The organism is Kitasatospora sp. NPDC096147, from assembly GCF_044763225.1.
Classification (GTDB): Bacteria; Actinomycetota; Actinomycetes; order Streptomycetales; family Streptomycetaceae; genus Kitasatospora.
Genome location: NZ_JBIWFX010000003.1, coordinates 182,557 through 199,241 on the forward strand (window position 1 = coordinate 182,557; position 16,685 = coordinate 199,241).

Consider the following 16,685-nt stretch of genomic DNA (forward strand, 5'->3'; position numbering starts at 1 on the left):
GCTCAACGTACCCTCGCCGTAGCCGACTTGACCGTGCCACCCGGCTGCCAGGTGCGCAGCCGCAGGCTGTTGGCCACCACCAGGACCGAGCTGGCCGACATCGCCAGGGCGGCCAGCATCGGATTGAGCAGCCCGAGGGCGGCGGGCGGTAGCAGCACCACGTTGTAGCCGAAGGCCCAGAGCAGGTTGACCCGGATGGTGCCGAGGGTGCGGCGGGCCAGCCGGACCGCGGTCACCAGGGTCTCCACGTCGCCCCGGACCAGGGTCAGCCCGGCCGCCCCGATCGCCGCGTCCGTGCCGGAGGCCAGCGCGATGCCGAGGTCGGCGGTGGCCAGCGCGGCGGCGTCGTTGACACCGTCCCCGACCATCGCCACCGTCCGTCCTGCGGCGCGGAGTTGCCCGATCACCTGGGCCTTGCCGGCCGGGGTGGCGGCGGCGTGCACGGTGCGGATGCCCAGCTCCTCGGCCACCGCGCGGGCCGGGCCGGGGCGGTCACCGGTCAGCAGCACCACCTCCAGGCCGAGCCGGCGCAGCCGGTGCACCGCCCGCCAGCTGCCCGCCCGCAGGGCGTCGCCGACCATCAGCACCGCCACCGGGCGGCCGTCCAGCTCGACCAGCACCGAGGTCCGGCCCCCGGTGTCGGCCTCGGCCAGCGCCGCCGACAGCCCGGGTGCGTCGAGCCCGGCGCTCGGGCGCCCCATCCGGACCGCAGCCCCCTCCACCGTGCCCTCCACGCCGAGTCCGGCGGTGGCCACGAAGCTTTCCACCGACGGGAGTTCACCGCAGCGCTGCCGGGCCGCCTCGGCGACCGCCCTTGCCACCGGGTGCTCCGAGCGGTGTCCGAGCGCGCCGGCCAGCCGCAGCACCCGTTCGGGGTCCACGCCCTCCAGCGCGGTGAGCCCGGCCAGCGTCATCCGGCCGGTGGTCAGGGTGCCGGTCTTGTCCAGGACCACGGTGTCCACCCGGCGCAGGCTCTCCAGCGCCTCCGGCCCCCGGACCAGCACGCCGAGTTCGGCTCCGCGCCCGGTCGCGGCGAGCAGGGCGGTCGGGGTGGCCAGGCCGAGCGCACACGGGCAAGCCACCACCAGCACCGCGACGGCGGCGGTGACCGCCGCCTGCGGGTCGGCGCCCGCGCCGAGCCAGAAGCCGAGCACGCAGACCGCGACGGCCAGCACCACCGGCACGAAGACCTCGGCCACCGCGTCCGCCAGCCGCTGCGCCTTCGCCTTGCCGGTCTGCGCCTCGGCCACCAGGGCGGCGATCCGCGCCAGTTGGGTGTCCGCGCCGACGGCGGTGGCCCGCACCACCAGCACCCCTCCGACGTTCAGCGCCGCGCCGGGCGCCTGGTCGCCGGGGCCGACCTCGACCGGCACGCTCTCCCCGGTCAGCACGCTCAGGTCGAGCGCGGAGCCGCCCTCGACCACCACCCCGTCGGTGGCCACCCGTTCGCCCGGCCGGACGACGAACTCCTGTCCCGGCAGCAGCAGTTCGACCGGGACGGTGCGCTCGGCGGCACCCTCGCGCAGGCAGACCTCACGGGTGCCGAGCACCGCCAGGGCGCGCAGCGCGGCCCCGCCGCGCCGCCGGGCCCGTCCCTCCAGCAGCCGCCCCGCCAGCACGAACAGCGGTACGCCGACGGCGGCTTCGAGGTAGACGTGGGCCGCCCCGCCGCCCCCGGCGGTCAGCGAGAACGGCATCCGCATCGCCGGATCACCGGCCCCGCCCAGCAGCAGCGCGTACGCGGACCAGCCGAAGGAGGCGATCACCCCCAGGCTGACCAGGGTGTCCATGGTCGCGGTGGCGTGCCGCAGCCCGCGCCAGGCCCGCCGGTGGAAGCCCGCCGAGCTCCAGCCGACCACCGGCAGCGCGAGCCCGAAGCAGACCCACTGCCAGGCCGGGAACTGCCAGGACGGCACCATCGACAACGCCAGCACCGGCAGCGCGAGGACCGCCGTGACGGCCAGTCGGACCACCTCGTCCCGGCGCTCCCGCGCGGCGGCGGCCGGCTCCGGGGCGGTGCCGTCCGGGGCGTGCGGGGCACTCTCGGGCTGGGTCGGGACCAACTCGGCGGTGTAGCCGCCGGCTTCGACGGCGGCGATCAGCTCGGCGGCCGGCAGCCCGGCCGGGTGGCCGACCCGGACCCGGCCGGTGGCCAGGTTGACCGCTGCGGTGACGCCCGGCAGGCGGGTCAGCCGCTTCTCCACCCGGCCCACACAGGCACCACAGGTCATGCCGCCCACCCGGAGGTCGGTGACGGCGCCCGGGTCGGCGGGGGTGGCTGACGACGCGTCGGACGTCAGGCTGCCCGGAGGAGTGGCACTCACCGGCCCGCCCCCGGCCCCGTCCGGTGACCGCCCATGCCGCCCATGCCGTCCATGTCGCCCGCGCCGCCCGTGTCCCCGTGGGCCGGACCGCTGTCACCACCGGCGGGCCGCAGCCCCGGGGCGACCGGGCCCACCGCCTTCCCGGCGGCGAAGGCCCCCGCGAAGACCAGGGCGAGCAGCAGGGCGAAGCCCAGCAGGAGGGCGGACGGCCGGGGGCCCGGCCCGGCTGCGGCGGAGGTGGTGGCGTCTGCGTTCACACCGGAGCAGTCGGAGCCGGGCCCGGCCGAGTTCCCGTGCCCCGCGATCCGTCACCGGATCGGACGCACGGGACCAGCCGACGGGCGGAGGGCGGTGAACGGCGGTCCGGACGGCCGAACAGGCCGTCCGGAGCCGACGGACGGTCAGGCCCGGCCGGTGTACGTGAAACCCGCCCCCTCGACGGCGGCCCGGACGGCCGCCTCGTCCAGTGCGGCGGCCGAGGCGACGGTGACCCGCTCCGCCTTGGCCTCGGCGGTCACGTCGGTCACGCCCGGCAGGGCGGACAGCGCAGCGCTGACGGTCCGCTCGCAGTGACCGCAGCTCATGCCCCCGACGGTGAGGACGGTGGTGACGGCGGCGGCAGCGGTGGTGGACATGGGTGTGCTCCTGGGAGATCGGAGGTGGTCGGGCAGGGTCGGACGACGGGGCCCGGTGAGCGTCCACGACAGCGCACCCCGGGGCCGGGGGCACCGGGACACGCCGCCCGGTGCCCCCATCGTGTGGTTCCGGGAACCGGTCAGGCCGCGCAGCCGACCGGCGCCCGAGCCGGGGCCGTGACGGCCGCCGGCGGAGCCGTCGACTGCCGCTCGGCCTCCGTGAGTTGACGGATCAGCGCGGCCCTGGCCCGGTTCACCCGGGAGCGGACGGTGCCGACCGGGCAGCCGGTCCGCCGGGCCGCTTCCTCGTACGGAAGGCCGAGCACGGCGGTGAGCACGAACGCCTCCCGCCGCTCGTCCGGGAGGGCGGCCAGCAGTTCGGCCAGCGCGACACCCTCGTCGAAACCGGGCAGTCCGCCGGTCTGGGAGCGTTCGACGGCGGTCTGCCAGTCGTCGGTGTCCAGCAGTCGGGGGCGGGCGGCGGCGAAGCGGAAGCGGTCGATCACCGTCCGGCGGGCGATCGACAGGAGCCAGGTGCGGGCCGAGGAGCGGGCCTCGAAGCGGGGCAGGCTGCGCAGCGCCCGCAGGAAGGTCTCCTGGGTGAGGTCGTCGGCCGCCTGGGGCTCGCCGCTCAGGTGGGTGACGTAGCGCCAGACGTCCATCCGGGTCGCCCGGACGAAGAGTTCCACGGCGGCCGGGTCACCCTCCCGGGCGGCCAGCGCCCAGGCGGTGACGGTCGGATCGTCGTGGCCGGCCCGCCGGGCGGCGGCCGTCCGGGGGGCCGGAGTCGGCACCGGCACGGGAGCGGCCGGCGGGTGGGCGGTCGGCGACGCGGCCGGGACGGCCAGGGCACGCGCACGAGCAGGAGCAGGGGCAGGAGCAGGAGCAGGGACGGAGACCGGCAGGACCGGAGCAGACAGGGCAGGGTTCAACGCCGTGGGTCTTTCTCGGAGGCGGGAGCGGCGCGGACGGCCGCAGGACCGGCCCGGGGCACACGGGCGCGCGGCAGCGGCGCCGCGGCCCGTTCGGGCGCGGCGTCGGCCGGGGCGGGCCCCGGGGTGACGGGCCGTCAGAGGACGGCGGTCCCGAACGGCGGTCCCCGAGAGGTGAGGGCGTGGACGAGCAGCAGCAGCCGGAGCCGCGACGGCGGCTCCTGACGGCGGCGCGGGCGCGGCGCGGGCGCCGGGGCACAGGCCCGGAGCAGCAGGAGCACCGGCGCGAACAGCCAGGCCGCGACGGTCCGGCCGAGGCGGTACACCGCCCGTTCGCCCGCTGCCAGCCAGAGGCCGAGCAGCAGGGCGGCGACCAGGTGGGCGGCGAGCATGCCGAAGCCGCCGCCGGCCATCTGGTGGGCGGCGGGGGCATCCGCCCCGGCCGCGTGCAGGTGTCCGGCGGCGGCGTGCGCGTGCGCGGACGAGGTGGCCGGGACCACCAAGGCGGAGAGACCGGTGACCGGCGGGCCGAGGGAGTCCAGGTCAAGCCCGGCGTCCTCGACCAAGCGGGCGGCCTCGCCGGGGGTGAGCGGGTGACCGTTGCAGAGCAGCAGCCTGGCCCACTGCACGGCGGTGCTGTCGGCGCCGGCACCCGCCGGGGTGGCGGTCGCCTGGCCGAGCGAGAAGAGCACGTGCAGCGCGGCCTGCACCCCCACGGTGAGACCGGTGATCAGCAGGGGTCCGCGCTCCCGGCCGGCCGTCAGCCAGCCGAGCGCCCCGACCGCTCCGAAGGCGGCCGGCAGTGCCCACCCGGGCAGCGGGACACCGGACATCAGCACGTGCCCGGCCGCGCCGAGCAGCACGCAGGCGGCGGCGAACACCGCAGCCCGCCCCGCTCGCACGTACCGTCCCGACTCCATGGCGGACTCATCGTCGCACCATCGGAGCCCGCCGGGGACCCGCCTTCCGGGGGTACCGACGCTCCGTCAGTCCGTTCGGGCCACGTGGCCGAGGTCACCCCGGACGGCCGGGAACCGGACGGCCCCGGCGGCCGACTGCTGGGTGGGCGCCGTCTCCGCACCGCCCCGTGCCGTCCCACCGCACCGGGCTGACCTGCGCGGATACCGCGCCGCCGGAGCACGGCCCTCGGTCGGCCCGGGCGCCCGGGCGGCGATGTGAGAAGTACCACCCGGGGCCGGAGCGGGTACGGTCAGGCCAACCACGCGCCGTCGCGCATCAGTTCGCGACCGGAGAGCTCGTCCGCCTCCCGCCACGCCTGGATGCGGAGCGGGGTGATCCGGTACCAGCGGTACCGGGTGGTCGAGGCCGCCGGGTCGAATCCGGTCCGGGCGGCGAAGGCGGCCCGCTCGTCGGCCGGCAGGTCCGCCATCTCCAGGTACTCCACCCGGCCCTCGATCATCGTGACGTCCCGGGTCGGCCCCAGCGCCAGCCGGACCGTCCCGGAGGCGGCGAGGTTCCGCCCGGTCGGGCTCCCCGCCGGGGTGGCCACCAGCAGCGCGGTGCCGTCCCAGGCGAACGAGAGCGGCACCAGGTACGGAACGCCCTCCTGGGAGGCGGTGGCCACCCAGACGTCCACGTCGGTGGCCAGCCGGTGCTCGGTGTCACGGCGGCGCTGGGCGCGGCTTCTGGGCGCGGCGGTCTCGTCCGTCACACCGTCCACCGCGGTCTCAGGGTTCACGGTGTTCTCAGGGCTCTCAGTGGTCATGGCGACAGCCTCCCTCCCCCGGGGCCGGCCGCGCCGCCGAATTCCGCAATCCGGCAGCGCCCTTGAGCGCCCGTCGGCATCAGCCCCGGGCGGACGCCACCGCCCGAGTGGCCGGCTTGTCGTTCGGGCCGATGATCACGTCGATCCAGAACAGCGAGGCGAGCACGCACCAGACGGTGAGCACCAGCTTGGCCGCCACGTGCAGGCGCCGCGAGTCCCAAAGCCAGATCGCGGCCACCGGCGGGAGGAACAGCAGGGCACCGACGCGCAGCAGGCGGTCGGTGGCGCTGCGGGGCGCGGAGGGCTGGGCGTACGGGTTCACGGCTGGTCCAGGGTTCACGGGTGCGGGCGCGGGGGGCAGACGCGAACCGTACACGAACGTGCGCCCGATCCGGGATTCCCTGACCCGCCGTCAGCCCGCTCCGCCCGGTCCTCCTATCCTGCCGGGATGAACGGAGCGATCGAACTGGTGATCTTCGACTGTGGCGGCGTCCTGGTCGACAGCGAGCGGATCGCCGTCCGGGTCAATGTCGAGATCGGCGCCGAGCTGGGCTGGCCGCTCACCGCCGACGAGGTGGTGGAGCGCTTCATCGGCCGCTCCTCCACCTCGATCGCCGAGCAGTGGACCGAGCGCCTCGGGCCGGAGGCCGGGACGCTCTGGAAGAAGCTGTTCGCCCGGCGGCACGCGGAGGCGGTGGACGCCGGACTGCTCCCGGTGGACGGCATCGCCGAGGCACTGGCCGGGCTCACCCTGCCGACCTGCGTGGCCTCCAGCGGCGAGCACGCCAAGATGCGGCACACCCTCGGACGCACCGGCCTGTACGAACACTTCGAAGGCCGGTTCTTCAGCGCCACCGAGGTCGCCCGGGGCAAGCCCGCACCGGACCTCTTCCTGCACGCCGCCCGGCGATCGGGCGTCGCCCCGGCGGCCTGCGTGGTGGTCGAGGACAGCCGCTACGGCGTGCAGGCCGCCCGGGCGGCGGGGATGCGCTCGCTCGGCTAAGCGGGCGGGCTGACCCCGGCCGCCTGGCTCGCGGGCCCGGGCACCACGGTCTTCACCGACATGCGGGACCTCCCCGCCTTGGTGGCCACGGTCTGACCTCGGGCCCTCACCCCTGCGGACACCAGCCGGGCCCGCACCGGGCCACCCACCGATCGCGGACCGGGCGAGCCATCAGAGCCACGATCGAGCCCGAGCCCAAACCCCCGCCCTGGTGGCCACGGTCTGACCCCGGGCCCTCACCCCTGCGGACACCGGCCAGGTCCGCACCGGGCCACCCACCCGAGCCACCCACCAGTCGGCGACGGGCGAGCCATCGGGCCCGCGCCCGGACCCCGCGCTCCGACCGGGCGGGCGGGGGCTCACAGCCCTGGGAGGGAGTCCTGCTCGCCGGGCACGACCTTGGTGCCCTCCTCCGGCCCCCGGCAGCCCGGTCCCAGTCGGAGGATGCGGGACTCCGGGTCGTGCAGCGGACGGCCGCAGCGGCGGCAGCGCAGCACCGGCGGCTCGGCGGCGGCGGCACCGGCACCGGCCGGGGCGGGGATGAGGGCGGGCTCGTCGGACTGCATCGGGCCAGTCTGACGGACCGTCCGCCCCCGGACCACCGCCGGGCGGCCCGAGCGCTCCCGGCGGCCCACCGGCTGCTCGGGTGACAAGACGTTTCCGCAGTGCCCGCCGGGCAGTTGGGAAGGTCATGACGAAGACGTGGAAGATCCTCATCGCCCTGCTGGTCGCCCTCGGCCTCGGCGGCCTCTTCGCCGCCGCTGCCGCCGCCCGCGAATGACCCCCCGGACACCGCCGACCGCCGACCGGTGAGCTCGGCTCCCGATCGGCGGTCGGCGGTCGGAGGTGGTCAGACCCCGATCGGAGCCCGGTCCGGACGGGCCTCGGCCGGACGGCCGGCCGGCGCCTCCGCCGGCACCGCACCCGGCACCGCAGCCGGCACCGCAGCCGGCTCCCCCGCCGACCCCTCAGCCCCCGCCGCCCCGGCGGGCCCGTCCACCGTCGCGGCGGGCACCGGCTCGGCGTTAAGCTCGGTGAGCATCTGCCGGGTGAAGCCGAAGAAGTAGGTGGCCAGGAAGCCGACCAGGTAGCCGGTGAGCAGGCCGCCCGCGTAGACGGCGATGGTGAAGGCCAGGCTCCGGTCGCCCTGGATGAGCGGGAAGAGGGCCCAGCCGGAGGGGCCGATGGCGGTCGAACCGACCGTGGTGCCCAGCTGGTTGAAGAGTCCGACGAAGGCGCCGCCGGCCGCGCCGCCGATGCAGGCGGTGACGAAGGGGCGGCCGAGCGGGAGGGAGACCCCGTAGATCAGCGGCTCGCCGACGCCGAGGAATCCGGCCGGGAGGGCGGACTTGATGGTGGCCCGGATCGAGCCGTTGCGGCGCAGGCGGTAGTAGACCGCGATCGCGCAGCCGACCTGGCCGGCTCCGGCCATCGCCAGGATGGGGAGCAGCACGGTGTACCCCTGCTGCTCGATCAGCGTGGTGTGGATCGGGATCAGCGCCTGGTGCAGGCCGAGCATCACCAGCGGGAGGAAGAGGCCGCCGAGCACCAGGCCGGCCAGCGCCCCGCCGCCGGCCAGCAGCCAGGTGGCGAACGAGCCGATGGCGGTGGAGACTTCACCGGCCAGGAACATCAGGCCGTAGAGCGTGACCAGCCCGGTCAGCAGCACCGTGAGGGTCGGCGTGACCAGCACGTCCAGCGCCTCGGGGACCCAGCGCCGACACCACTTCTCGACGTACACCGCGAGCAGCGCCGCCCCGAGGGCTCCCAGCACACCGCCCTGTCCGGGTGACAGGGTCTCGCCGAACACCGTGACCTTGGCGACCCCGGCGAACGGGATCACGGCGGCGACCGCACCGCCCAGGATCGGGGTGCCGCCGAACTCCTTGGCGGTGTTGTAGCCGACGAAGACCGCGATCAGCGACATGAAGCCGGAGGCGATCGCGCCCAGCGCGGGCACCAGGGAGGGCAGCCAACCGAGGTTCGCCAGCAGGCCGTTGAGGCCGGCCACGATGCCGCAGCCGATCAGGGCCGGGATCAACGGGACGAAGATGTTGGCGATCCGGCGGAGCATCAGCTTCACCGGGGTGGCGTTCTTCGCCTTCCGGGCCGCCCTGATCTCGGCGCCGCGGTCGGCGAGTTGCTCGGCACTGCGGGAGGCGGGCGCGGCGTCCACCAGTGCCTGGAGCTCCGGGGTGACCTTGGCGACGGTGCCGGGACCGAGCACGATCTGGTAGGTGTCGTCCTCGACGGTGCCCAACACCGCCGGGAGCGCCTTGAGTTCGTCCTCCCGGACCAGTGAGCGGTCCCGGAGCCCGAGGCGCAGGCGGGTCATGCAGTGCGCGATGGAGGTGATGTTGCCGGGGCCTCCGACCAGCGGAAGTATCGCGGCGGCGGTGGCGCGGTTCTTGTCGTCCGTCATGGTGCTCTGCCTTGCTGGAGGGGTGGTTCGGGGTTCGGGGTCAGACCGCGAGCAGCGCTGCGCGCAGGTGGCCGTGGTGTTCGGTGAGGAGGCGGGCGGCGGTCGGGCCGTCCACCTCGGCGAGGACCACCAGGATGGCGTTCTTGACCTCGCCGTCGGTGGCGGTGAGGGCGGCCTCCACGGTGGCGTCGTCGGCGCCGGTGGCCAGGGCGACGATCCGGCGGCAGCGGGCCCGGAGCTTCTCGTTGGAGGCCCGGACGTCGACCATCAGGTTCCCGTACGTCTTGCCGAGCCGGATCATGGTGACGGTGGAGAGCAGGTTGAGCACCAGCTTCTGGGCCGTGCCGGACTTCAACCGGGTGGAGCCGGTAAGGAGTTCGGGGCCGACCACCACCTCCACCGGATGCTCGGCGGCGGCGCCGAGCGCGGAGTCGGCGTTGCAGGAGAGCCCGACGGTGAGCGCACCGAGCCGGCGGGCGTACGCCACCGCGCCGACCGCGTAGGGGGTGCGGCCGGAGGCGGAGATCCCGACCACCACGTCGTCCGGGGTCAACTCCAGCGCGGCCAGGTCGGCTTCGGCCAGCTCGACGCTGTCCTCCGCCCCCTCGACGGCCTGCACCATCGCCTCCCGGCCGCCCGCGATCAGGCCGATCACCTGGCCGGGCGCGGTGTTGAAGGTGGGCGGGCACTCGCTGGCGTCCAGCACCCCCATCCGTCCGGCGGTGCCGGCCCCCGCGTAGACCAGCCGGCCGCCCCGGGCCATCCGCTCGGCGGTGGCGTCGATCGCGGCGGCGATCTCCGGCAGGCGGCGGGCCACCGCCTCGGCCACGGTGCGGTCCTCACCGTTCATCAGGGTGGCGATCTCCAGGGTGGAGAGCCGGTCGATCTCGGCCAGTTCGGGGCGGAACGCCTCGGTGGCCAGGGTCTCCAGCTGCGCCCGGAGTTCGGCGTACGGCGCGGTGTGCTGCCCTGCGGCAGCGGACCCTGCGGCAGCAGACCCTGCCGGGGCAGGTCCTTCGGGTGCAGGTCCTTCGGGTGCAGGTCCTGCGGGGGCGGACCCGGCGGCGGTGGCGGGCTGAGCGGTCATCAGGAGTGACCCTTCTTCGGGGTGGTACGGCCGCGGCGGGGCGCCAGGGCCTGGTAGGTGGCGGCCAGTGCGGGGGCCGCGGTCTCGTAGGTGCGCTGGACCACCCCGACGCAGAGGCAGTCCACCACGAACAGCTGGCTCAGCCGGGAGGCCAGCGCGGCCGGGCGCAGCGAGGTCTCGTAGCCGCTGCTGGTGGCCAGCACCAGATCGGCGGCCCGCGCCAGCGGCGAGTCCGGGCGGGCGGTGAGCGCGATGGAGGTGGCGCCGTTCCCGGCGGCCCGGGTGAGCGGCTCCAGTACGTCCTGGGTGGCGCCGGAGTCGGAGACGGCCACCGCCACGTCGCCGGGTCGCAGTTGGACGGCGGCGGTGAGGGCGAGGTGCGGATCGGCGTGGGCCTGGGCGAGCAGGCCGATCCGCTGGAGCTTCTGCATCAGGTCCTGGGCGACCAGGCCGGAGGCGCCGATGCCGAAGACCTCGATCCGGCGGGCCGAGGCGATGGCGGCCACCGCCGCCGCCAGCCGTTCCGGGTCGAGCAGTTCGAGGGTGTCGGCCAGCGTGCGGCGGCCGTCCCGGGCCAGCTTGGCGATCACCTCGGCGAGCGGGTCGTCCACCGCGATGTCCCCGGTGACGGCCGGCACCGGGGCCGGGCGGCGGGCGGCGTCCTCGGCGAGTGCCAGCCGCAGGTCCCGGTAGCCGGGGTAGCCGAGCAGCCGGGCGGTGCGCACCACGGTGGCCTCGCTGGTGCCGGTGCGGGCGGCCAGTTCGGTGACGCTCAGCCGGGCGCACCCGGCGGCGTCGGCCGCCACCGCCTCGGCCACCCGGCTCATCGCCGGGGTCATCTCCGCCTGCCGGGCCCTGATCCGGGCCGCCGGCGGGCGGGTGAAGGTTTCCTTCTCCGAAGTGCTCACACCTGAAGGATATTTTCAGCGACCCTCCCGCGCACCGACCGAAGGTCACCGAATCGGCCGGGACCTTCGGCCCGAGGGGCCGCCCGGCGCTACCCCAGGGTGACCGGCAGGGTGCGGTAGCCGCGCAGCACCAGCCGGTCGGTGCGGGTGCGCTCGCCCGCCGGGGCCAGGCCGGGGAACCGGCGGAGCAGCTCCGGCATCGCCACCACGGCCTCCTGCCGGGCGAGTTGGGCACCGAGGCAGAAGTGCGCACCGGCGCCGAAGCTGAGCGGCTGGCTGTCGGTGCGGTAGGGGTCGAAGCGGTCCGGGTCGGGGTAGCGGGACGGGTCCCGGTTGGCCGCGCCGATCAGCAGGAAGAGGGCGGTGCCGTACGGGGTGGGGACGCCGCCCGCGCTCAGCTCGTCGTCGAGCGAGATCCGGGAGGTGAGCTGCACGGGCGAGTCGTGGCGCAGCACCTCGTCCACCAGGCCGGCCGCCGGGAGCCGGCCCTCGCGCAGCGCCGCCAGCTCGGCGGGGTGGTCGAAGAGCAGCGCCAGCCCGTTGCCCAGCAGGTTGGTGGTGGTCTCGAAGCCGGCCACCAGCAGCAGCACCAGATTGGCCAGCAGCTCCCGTCCGGCGATCCGGCCCGGGTCCTCGGCGGCCACCCGGACCAGCGCGCTGACCAGGTCATCGGCCGGCTCCGCGGCCCGCCGGGCGGCCAACTCGGTGAAGTAGCCCGCGAGTTCGTCGGCCGCCCGGTCGGCGGCGGTCAGCTCCTCGTCGGAGACCAGGATCTCCAGCGCCGCCGTCAGGTCGGAGGCCAGCGGGCGGAACCGGTAGCGGTCCTGCTTCGGCACCCCCAGCAGCTCGCAGATCACCCCGACCGGCAGCCGGAAGGCGAAGGCGTCCATGAAGTCGACCGGCTCCCCGCCCGTCCCCGCCTCGGCCAGGTCGTCCAGCAGCTCCGCCACCGCCGCCCGGACGGCCGGCTCCAGCGCGGCCACCCGGCGGGCGGTGAAGACCGAGGCGATCAGCGAGCGCATCCGGGCGTGGTCCGGCGCGTTGGTCTCCAGTATCGAGCGGCTGAACAGCGTCTTGGAGCTGTGGTCGAGGAAGCCCTCCTCCCAGCGCTCGCGCAGCACCGCGTCCGGCACCCGGAAGGCGGTGGACCGGAGCACCTGGTTGACCTCGTGGTACCCGGAGACCAGCACCGCCCCCTCACCCGCCGCGACGGCCGGCCCGAGGGCGTGCGCCCTCCGGTACAGCGGGTACGGGTCCGCCCGTCCCTGCGGGCCCATCAGGTCACCGATGATCCGTTCGCCGTCCATGGACACCCCTCCCCGGTCGACCATCCGTACGATCAACCGGTGGGCGTACCGACGAGTTCCCGGCGACCGCCTCCCCGGAGCGGAACGGCGGGCTCGGTATGTTGGTCCGCATGGAGATCTGGATCAACCCGCGCTGCACCAAGTGCCGTGTCGCCGTCGGCGCGTTGGACGAGGCCGGGGCGGAGTACACCGTCCGCCGCTACCTGGAGGACCCGCCGAGCGCGGCCGAGCTGGAGCAGGTGCTCGACCGGCTGGCGCTGGAGCCCTGGGACATCACCCGCACCGACGAGGCGGTGGCCAAGGAGCTGGGCATCAGGCAGTGGGGCCGCACCGCCGCCGACCGCGACCGCTGGATCGCAGCCCTGGCCGAGCACCCGATCCTGATCCAGCGTCCGATCATCACCGCCGACGACGGCCACGCCGTGGTCGCCCGCACGCCGGAGGCGCTGGCGTCGGTGGTACCGGCGCCGTCGGCGCCGGAGAACGGCTGACGGCCGCGCCGGGGCCCGGGTGACGGTGGGGCCTGCCAGACTGCCCGGGTGACCGATACCTACATCGCCTTCCTCCGGGCCGTCAACGTCGGCGGGCGGACGGTGAAGATGGAGCGGCTGCGCGCCCTCTTCGCCGATCTGGGCCTGACCAGGGTCCGCAGCTACATCCAGAGCGGGAACGTCTTCTTCGACACCGAGGAGACCGACCGCGCCGCGCTCACCGCCCGGATCGAGCGTCACCTCGCGGCCGAACTCGACTTCGCCGTCCCGGTGATGCTCCGCACCGTGGACGAGGTGGCGGCGGTGGTCGAGGCCGATCCGTTCGCCGGCGTGGAGGTGACGCCGGACGTGCGGCTCTGCGTGGTGTTCCTCTCCGAGCCGCTGCCGGCCGACCTGGAGTACCCGGTGGCAGACCCGAAGGGCAGTTGGGAGATCCTCTCCGCGACACCGGGCGCCGCCTGCACGGTGTTCCGCCTGAGGAACGGCCGGCTCAGCGGCGACCCGGCCAAGTCCTTCCCCAAGTCCTACACCGGGCAGGGCACTTCGCGGTTCTTCCACACCACCGTCAAGATCCTGGCCGCCGCCCGGAAGCCCTGAGCCCGTCGCCGGGGCGGAGCGGCGCGGCCGGTGCACGGGCTCGCGGTGGGTGTTGTCCGCGGACAACACCCACCGACCTGCCGCCGACCCGTCGCCGGATCAGCGGCTCAGCGGCTCAGCTCGACCACGGAGCGAGCATCCCCTTCATCGCGTCCGTCAGTGCGATCTGCAGCAGCGGGCCGTAGGTGATCCGGCCGACGCCGAGCCGACGGAACCGGTCGAGGTCGTGCTTGACCGGGTGGGCGGTGGAGTTGACGGGCACCGTGAGCGCCCCGGTCACCGCTGCGAGCAGCTCGTCGTCGTCCTGGATCCGGACGGGGTAGACGCTGTCGGCACCCGCCTGCTCCATCGCCAGCAACCGCTCGACCGCCTCGTCGAGGACGGCGGCGGCGTCCTCCGCGTGCAGGAAGAGGTCGGTCCGCCCGTTGATCCAGACGGGGACGCCCGCGTCGTCGGCGGCTGCCCGCAGACCGGCGACGTAGTCGGCGTGCTCGCGGGTGCTCCGCACGCGCCCGCCCTCCGAGTGGACGGTGTCCTCGATGTTGAGGCCCGCACCTCCCGCCTCCGTGAGCCCGGCGATCAGATCCGCGGGGGACTGCCCGTACCCGGCCTCCAGGTCGACGGACACCGGGACGTCGACCGCCGCGATGATCGGCCGGACGGCGGCCAGCACCTCCTCGAAGGTCTGGCCCTCGTTGTCCTTGGCCCCGCGCGAGTCGGCGAGGGGGTGGCTGCCGATCGTGAGCGCGGGGAAGCCGGCACCGGCGGCGGTCCGCGCGGACCAGACGTCCCACACGGTGGGGAGCACCAGCGGCCGGTGCTCGGCGTGCAACTTCTTCAGGCGCTGGGCCCGTTCGACGGTGATGTGAAGGTCCATGCCGAGGAAGCTACCCCGGCGCTCCGGTTCCAAAGGCCGACGCAACACCGGGCCGACGACACGCGCCCCTCACCCCGACAGGGGATGAAACAGACAAAACGTCAGATACTTCCGCAGAGACGCGTGTCGGGGACGGCAACGGCGTCCGCGCGGTGCCTAAGCTCCCCCATGACCGCACAGAGTCCGCCCGACGGCCGGGACAAGGTAGTCGCCAAGCTCCCCCAGCAGTTGCGCCGCGAGCTGAGGATCCGGGCCGCCACCGTCGGCATCGACATCCAGGACGCCGTCACCCAGGGCATCCTGGCGTGGCGTCGGACCGACGGGCCCCTCGCACCCGTCGACACCAGCCGCGGCTCCTCGTTCTCCACCTACGTCCCCTCCGACCTCTACAAGGACTTCCGGGCGGACTGCTCCCAGCGCGGCGTCCCCTACCACCAGGCCCTCGGCCAGGCCATCCGCCTCTGGCTCGACAGCCACCCGCTCCCCCGGCACACCCGCACCGCCGCCGGCGCACCCCGCCGCATCGCCCTCGCCAACCAGAAGGGCGGCGTCGGCAAGACCGCCCTCACCGCCGGCCTCGCCACCGCCCTCGCCGAGATGGGCCACCGCGTCCTGATGGTCGACTTCGACCCCCAGGGCCACCTCACCAAGCAGCTCGGCCACGACCACCTCCCCCTCAAGGGCGCCAGCCTCACCAAGGCGATGGCCGGCGAGGCCGGCCAGGACCTGCGCGGCCTCACCGTCGGCGTCGAGGGGCACGGCATCGAGGACCGCCTCCACCTCCTGCCGGCCTGCACCGACGGCTTCCTGCTCGACGCCAGGCTCGTCACCTCCCGCGAGCTCCGGGTCAAGGAGACCGCCCTGGAGAAGGCGCTCGCCGACCTGGAGAAGGAGTACGACGTCGTGGTCGTCGACTGCCCTCCCAGCCTCGGCTACGCCATGGACAACGCCCTCTACTACGTGCGCACCCGCGACGGCGAGGACGAGGGCCGGTCCGGCCTCGTCATCCCGGTCCAGGCCGAGGACTCCTCGCTCGACGCCTACGAGCTGCTGCGCGACCAGATCGACTCCCTCGCCGGAGACCTGAAGATCGTCATCGGCGACCTCGGATTCGTCGTCAACCTCTTCAACCCCCGCAAGGGCTACGTGGTCAACAGCTCCCTCGCCGGCTGGCAGAGCTTCGGGACACCGGCCGTCATCGGCATCGTCCCCGACCTGAAGGACCAGCGCGAAGCCGTCCGGGTCAAGCAGCCCCTGCTGACCCACGCCCCCGACAGCGAACAGGCCGACATCATGCGCACCATCGCGAGGAGCATCACCCGGTGACCACGACAGCAGACCGCCTCGGGGCCGGCGGCTTCGGCAGCCTCGCCACCCGCACCCACCGCAGCGAACGCGGCCGGGCCAAGGCCATCGCCGAAGGCACCCTCCCCGGCTACGAACTCCTCCGCATCGAGCTCACCAAGGTCACCCCCACCCCCGTCAACCCCCGCAAGGACTTCGGCACCGAGGCCGAGCAGCTCGCCTTCGGCGAGAGCCTGGCGGTCCGTCAGCTCACGCCGTGCGTGGCCGTCACCGTCGACGCCTACCGCAGGCTCTGGCCCGAGCACCGGCTGGTCAACCCGGGCGCCGAGTACGTCATCCTGAACGGCGAACGCCGCTTCCAGGCCGCCCGGTTCGCCACCCTCGACCGCCTGGACTTCGTCGTCCGCGACGACCTCGCCACCTCGCGGGCCGACTTCCTCGACAACCTCCTGCTGGAGAACGAGGACCGCAACGACTTCAACGTCATCGAGCGGGCCCGCGGCATCCGTGACCTGCTCGGCGCCTGCGAGGGCAACGCCGCCGAGGTCGCCCGCCGCCGGGGCCGCGACCGCTCCTGGGTGGGCAACCAGGTCGCCCTCCTCACCCTCCCCCAGGAGATCCAGCACATGCTGATCACCGGGACGATGGCCGAGCGCTACGCCCGCCGCCTCGCCCGGGCCCTCAAGGAGGACACCACCCTCACCGTCGAGGCGCTCCTCCGGATGGAGAGCGACCTGCGGGAGGCCGAGCGGGACAGGCGGGGCTCGGCGAAGGCGCTCCTGGAAGCCGCCAGGGCGACGACCGCCGACCCCGCCCCGGTGTTGTCCGCGGACAACACCGCAGCGGACCGGACCGCCTCGCTCCCGCAGCAGACGTCCGCCGGGTCGGCCGCCCCGCGAACGCCCGGCGCCGGCCCGGACCTGACCGCCCTTCTCGGCGGGACCGCCGGCGAGCAGGCCGCAGTCCTGCGCGCCCACCTCGACGACGACGGATTCCTCGCCCTGGTCGAGGCGCTCCGCGCCCTGCTCTGAGCACACCGCCGGGGCCGGGGGGGGGGGGGGGGGGGGGGCC

17 protein-coding genes and 1 pseudogene are annotated in these 16,685 nt (G+C 74.9%); 5 read left to right on the top strand and 13 right to left on the bottom strand.

The window, feature by feature from the left end:
• Positions 1–2: 2 nt before the first annotated feature.
• The 7 genes from ACIRBX_RS11335 to ACIRBX_RS11365 form a co-directional block, all read right to left on the bottom strand.
• Positions 3–2,324, bottom strand: a complete 2,322-nt coding sequence (locus ACIRBX_RS11335; protein WP_402295560.1) for a heavy metal translocating P-type ATPase — start codon at positions 2,322–2,324, stop codon at positions 3–5.
• Positions 2,321–2,581, bottom strand: coding sequence for a hypothetical protein (locus tag ACIRBX_RS11340; protein ID WP_402295561.1), 261 nt, complete (start codon positions 2,579–2,581; stop codon positions 2,321–2,323). The genes ACIRBX_RS11335 and ACIRBX_RS11340 overlap by 4 nt, the downstream gene beginning before the upstream one ends.
• Positions 2,582–2,725: 144 nt before the next feature.
• The gene (locus ACIRBX_RS11345) at positions 2,726–2,959 is read right to left on the bottom strand and encodes a heavy-metal-associated domain-containing protein (RefSeq protein ID WP_402295563.1); all 234 of its coding nucleotides are present in this window, start codon (positions 2,957–2,959) and stop codon (positions 2,726–2,728) included.
• A gap of 140 nt (positions 2,960–3,099) precedes the next feature.
• Positions 3,100–3,753, bottom strand: coding sequence for a sigma-70 family RNA polymerase sigma factor (locus ACIRBX_RS11350; RefSeq protein WP_402295565.1), 654 nt, complete (start codon positions 3,751–3,753; stop codon positions 3,100–3,102).
• Positions 3,754–4,028: 275 nt separating this feature from the next.
• Positions 4,029–4,811: a hypothetical protein gene (locus tag ACIRBX_RS11355; RefSeq protein ID WP_402295566.1), complete on the bottom strand. Its 783-nt coding sequence runs from the start codon at positions 4,809–4,811 to the stop codon at positions 4,029–4,031.
• A 290-nt stretch (positions 4,812–5,101) separates the two neighbouring features.
• A complete protein-coding gene (locus tag ACIRBX_RS11360) occupies positions 5,102–5,617 on the bottom strand; it encodes a pyridoxamine 5'-phosphate oxidase family protein (protein WP_402295568.1) in 516 nt (171 codons plus the stop codon).
• A 79-nt stretch (positions 5,618–5,696) separates the two neighbouring features.
• Complete coding sequence (locus ACIRBX_RS11365) at positions 5,697–5,939, bottom strand: hypothetical protein (RefSeq protein ID WP_402295570.1); 243 nt, start codon at positions 5,937–5,939, stop codon at positions 5,697–5,699.
• 126 nt (positions 5,940–6,065) lie between these two features.
• Between ACIRBX_RS11365 and ACIRBX_RS11370 the strand changes: the two are divergent.
• Positions 6,066–6,716: pseudogene (locus ACIRBX_RS11370) on the top strand (HAD family hydrolase).
• 263 nt (positions 6,717–6,979) lie between these two features.
• Here the strand turns inward: ACIRBX_RS11370 and ACIRBX_RS11375 are convergent.
• From ACIRBX_RS11375 to ACIRBX_RS11395, 5 genes are all read right to left on the bottom strand, one after another.
• The gene (locus ACIRBX_RS11375; protein WP_402295572.1) at positions 6,980–7,186 is read right to left on the bottom strand and encodes a DUF6011 domain-containing protein; all 207 of its coding nucleotides are present in this window, start codon (positions 7,184–7,186) and stop codon (positions 6,980–6,982) included.
• A gap of 284 nt (positions 7,187–7,470) precedes the next feature.
• Positions 7,471–9,042, bottom strand: coding sequence for a PTS transporter subunit EIIC (locus ACIRBX_RS11380; RefSeq protein ID WP_402295574.1), 1,572 nt, complete (start codon positions 9,040–9,042; stop codon positions 7,471–7,473).
• Positions 9,043–9,082: 40 nt separating this feature from the next.
• Positions 9,083–10,129: an N-acetylmuramic acid 6-phosphate etherase gene (murQ, locus tag ACIRBX_RS11385; protein ID WP_402295575.1), complete on the bottom strand. Its 1,047-nt coding sequence runs from the start codon at positions 10,127–10,129 to the stop codon at positions 9,083–9,085.
• Positions 10,129–11,037, bottom strand: a complete 909-nt coding sequence (locus tag ACIRBX_RS11390) for a MurR/RpiR family transcriptional regulator (RefSeq protein ID WP_402295577.1) — start codon at positions 11,035–11,037, stop codon at positions 10,129–10,131. The genes murQ and ACIRBX_RS11390 overlap by 1 nt, the downstream gene beginning before the upstream one ends.
• Before the next feature lie 89 nt (positions 11,038–11,126).
• Complete coding sequence (locus ACIRBX_RS11395) at positions 11,127–12,344, bottom strand: cytochrome P450 (protein ID WP_402295578.1); 1,218 nt, start codon at positions 12,342–12,344, stop codon at positions 11,127–11,129.
• 110 nt (positions 12,345–12,454) lie between these two features.
• On the opposite strand from ACIRBX_RS11395, the gene ACIRBX_RS11400 reads away from it, so the two are divergent.
• Together ACIRBX_RS11400 and ACIRBX_RS11405 are read left to right on the top strand one after the other, a co-directional pair.
• Entirely contained in the window at positions 12,455–12,835 is a 381-nt protein-coding gene (locus ACIRBX_RS11400; protein WP_402295580.1) for an arsenate reductase family protein, read from the top strand.
• 48 nt (positions 12,836–12,883) lie between these two features.
• A complete protein-coding gene (locus ACIRBX_RS11405; protein ID WP_402295582.1) occupies positions 12,884–13,432 on the top strand; it encodes a DUF1697 domain-containing protein in 549 nt (182 codons plus the stop codon).
• Between the two features lie 115 nt (positions 13,433–13,547).
• On the opposite strand, the gene ACIRBX_RS11410 is transcribed toward ACIRBX_RS11405, so the two are convergent.
• Positions 13,548–14,309 carry an isocitrate lyase/phosphoenolpyruvate mutase family protein gene (locus ACIRBX_RS11410; RefSeq protein ID WP_402295584.1) on the bottom strand — a complete coding sequence of 254 codons (762 nt, stop codon included), beginning with the start codon at positions 14,307–14,309 and terminating at the stop codon, positions 13,548–13,550.
• Positions 14,310–14,477: 168 nt separating this feature from the next.
• On the opposite strand from ACIRBX_RS11410, the gene ACIRBX_RS11415 reads away from it, so the two are divergent.
• Positions 14,478–15,635 carry a ParA family protein gene (locus ACIRBX_RS11415; RefSeq protein ID WP_402295586.1) on the top strand — a complete coding sequence of 386 codons (1,158 nt, stop codon included), beginning with the start codon at positions 14,478–14,480 and terminating at the stop codon, positions 15,633–15,635.
• The gene (locus ACIRBX_RS11420) at positions 15,632–16,645 is read left to right on the top strand and encodes a ParB/RepB/Spo0J family partition protein (RefSeq protein WP_402295588.1); all 1,014 of its coding nucleotides are present in this window, start codon (positions 15,632–15,634) and stop codon (positions 16,643–16,645) included. Before ACIRBX_RS11415 ends, ACIRBX_RS11420 begins: the two co-directional genes overlap by 4 nt.
• Positions 16,646–16,685 lie beyond the last annotated feature (40 nt).

Excerpts from the sequence above, each read along its gene's own strand:
- ACIRBX_RS11345 (WP_402295563.1), bottom strand. The coding sequence starts at position 2,959 with ATGTCCACCACCGCTGCCGCCGCCGTCACCACCGTCCTCACCGTCGGG.
- ACIRBX_RS11355 (WP_402295566.1), bottom strand. The coding sequence starts at position 4,811 with ATGGAGTCGGGACGGTACGTGCGAGCGGGGCGGGCTGCGGTGTTCGCC.
- ACIRBX_RS11360 (WP_402295568.1), bottom strand. The coding sequence starts at position 5,617 with ATGACCACTGAGAGCCCTGAGAACACCGTGAACCCTGAGACCGCGGTG.
- ACIRBX_RS11375 (WP_402295572.1), bottom strand. The coding sequence starts at position 7,186 with ATGCAGTCCGACGAGCCCGCCCTCATCCCCGCCCCGGCCGGTGCCGGT.
- ACIRBX_RS11380 (WP_402295574.1), bottom strand. The coding sequence starts at position 9,042 with ATGACGGACGACAAGAACCGCGCCACCGCCGCCGCGATACTTCCGCTG.
- murQ (WP_402295575.1), bottom strand. The coding sequence starts at position 10,129 with ATGACCGCTCAGCCCGCCACCGCCGCCGGGTCCGCCCCCGCAGGACCT.
- ACIRBX_RS11395 (WP_402295578.1), bottom strand. The coding sequence starts at position 12,344 with ATGGACGGCGAACGGATCATCGGTGACCTGATGGGCCCGCAGGGACGG.
- ACIRBX_RS11400 (WP_402295580.1), top strand. The coding sequence starts at position 12,455 with ATGGAGATCTGGATCAACCCGCGCTGCACCAAGTGCCGTGTCGCCGTC.
- ACIRBX_RS11410 (WP_402295584.1), bottom strand. The coding sequence starts at position 14,309 with ATGGACCTTCACATCACCGTCGAACGGGCCCAGCGCCTGAAGAAGTTG.
- ACIRBX_RS11415 (WP_402295586.1), top strand. The coding sequence starts at position 14,478 with ATGACCGCACAGAGTCCGCCCGACGGCCGGGACAAGGTAGTCGCCAAG.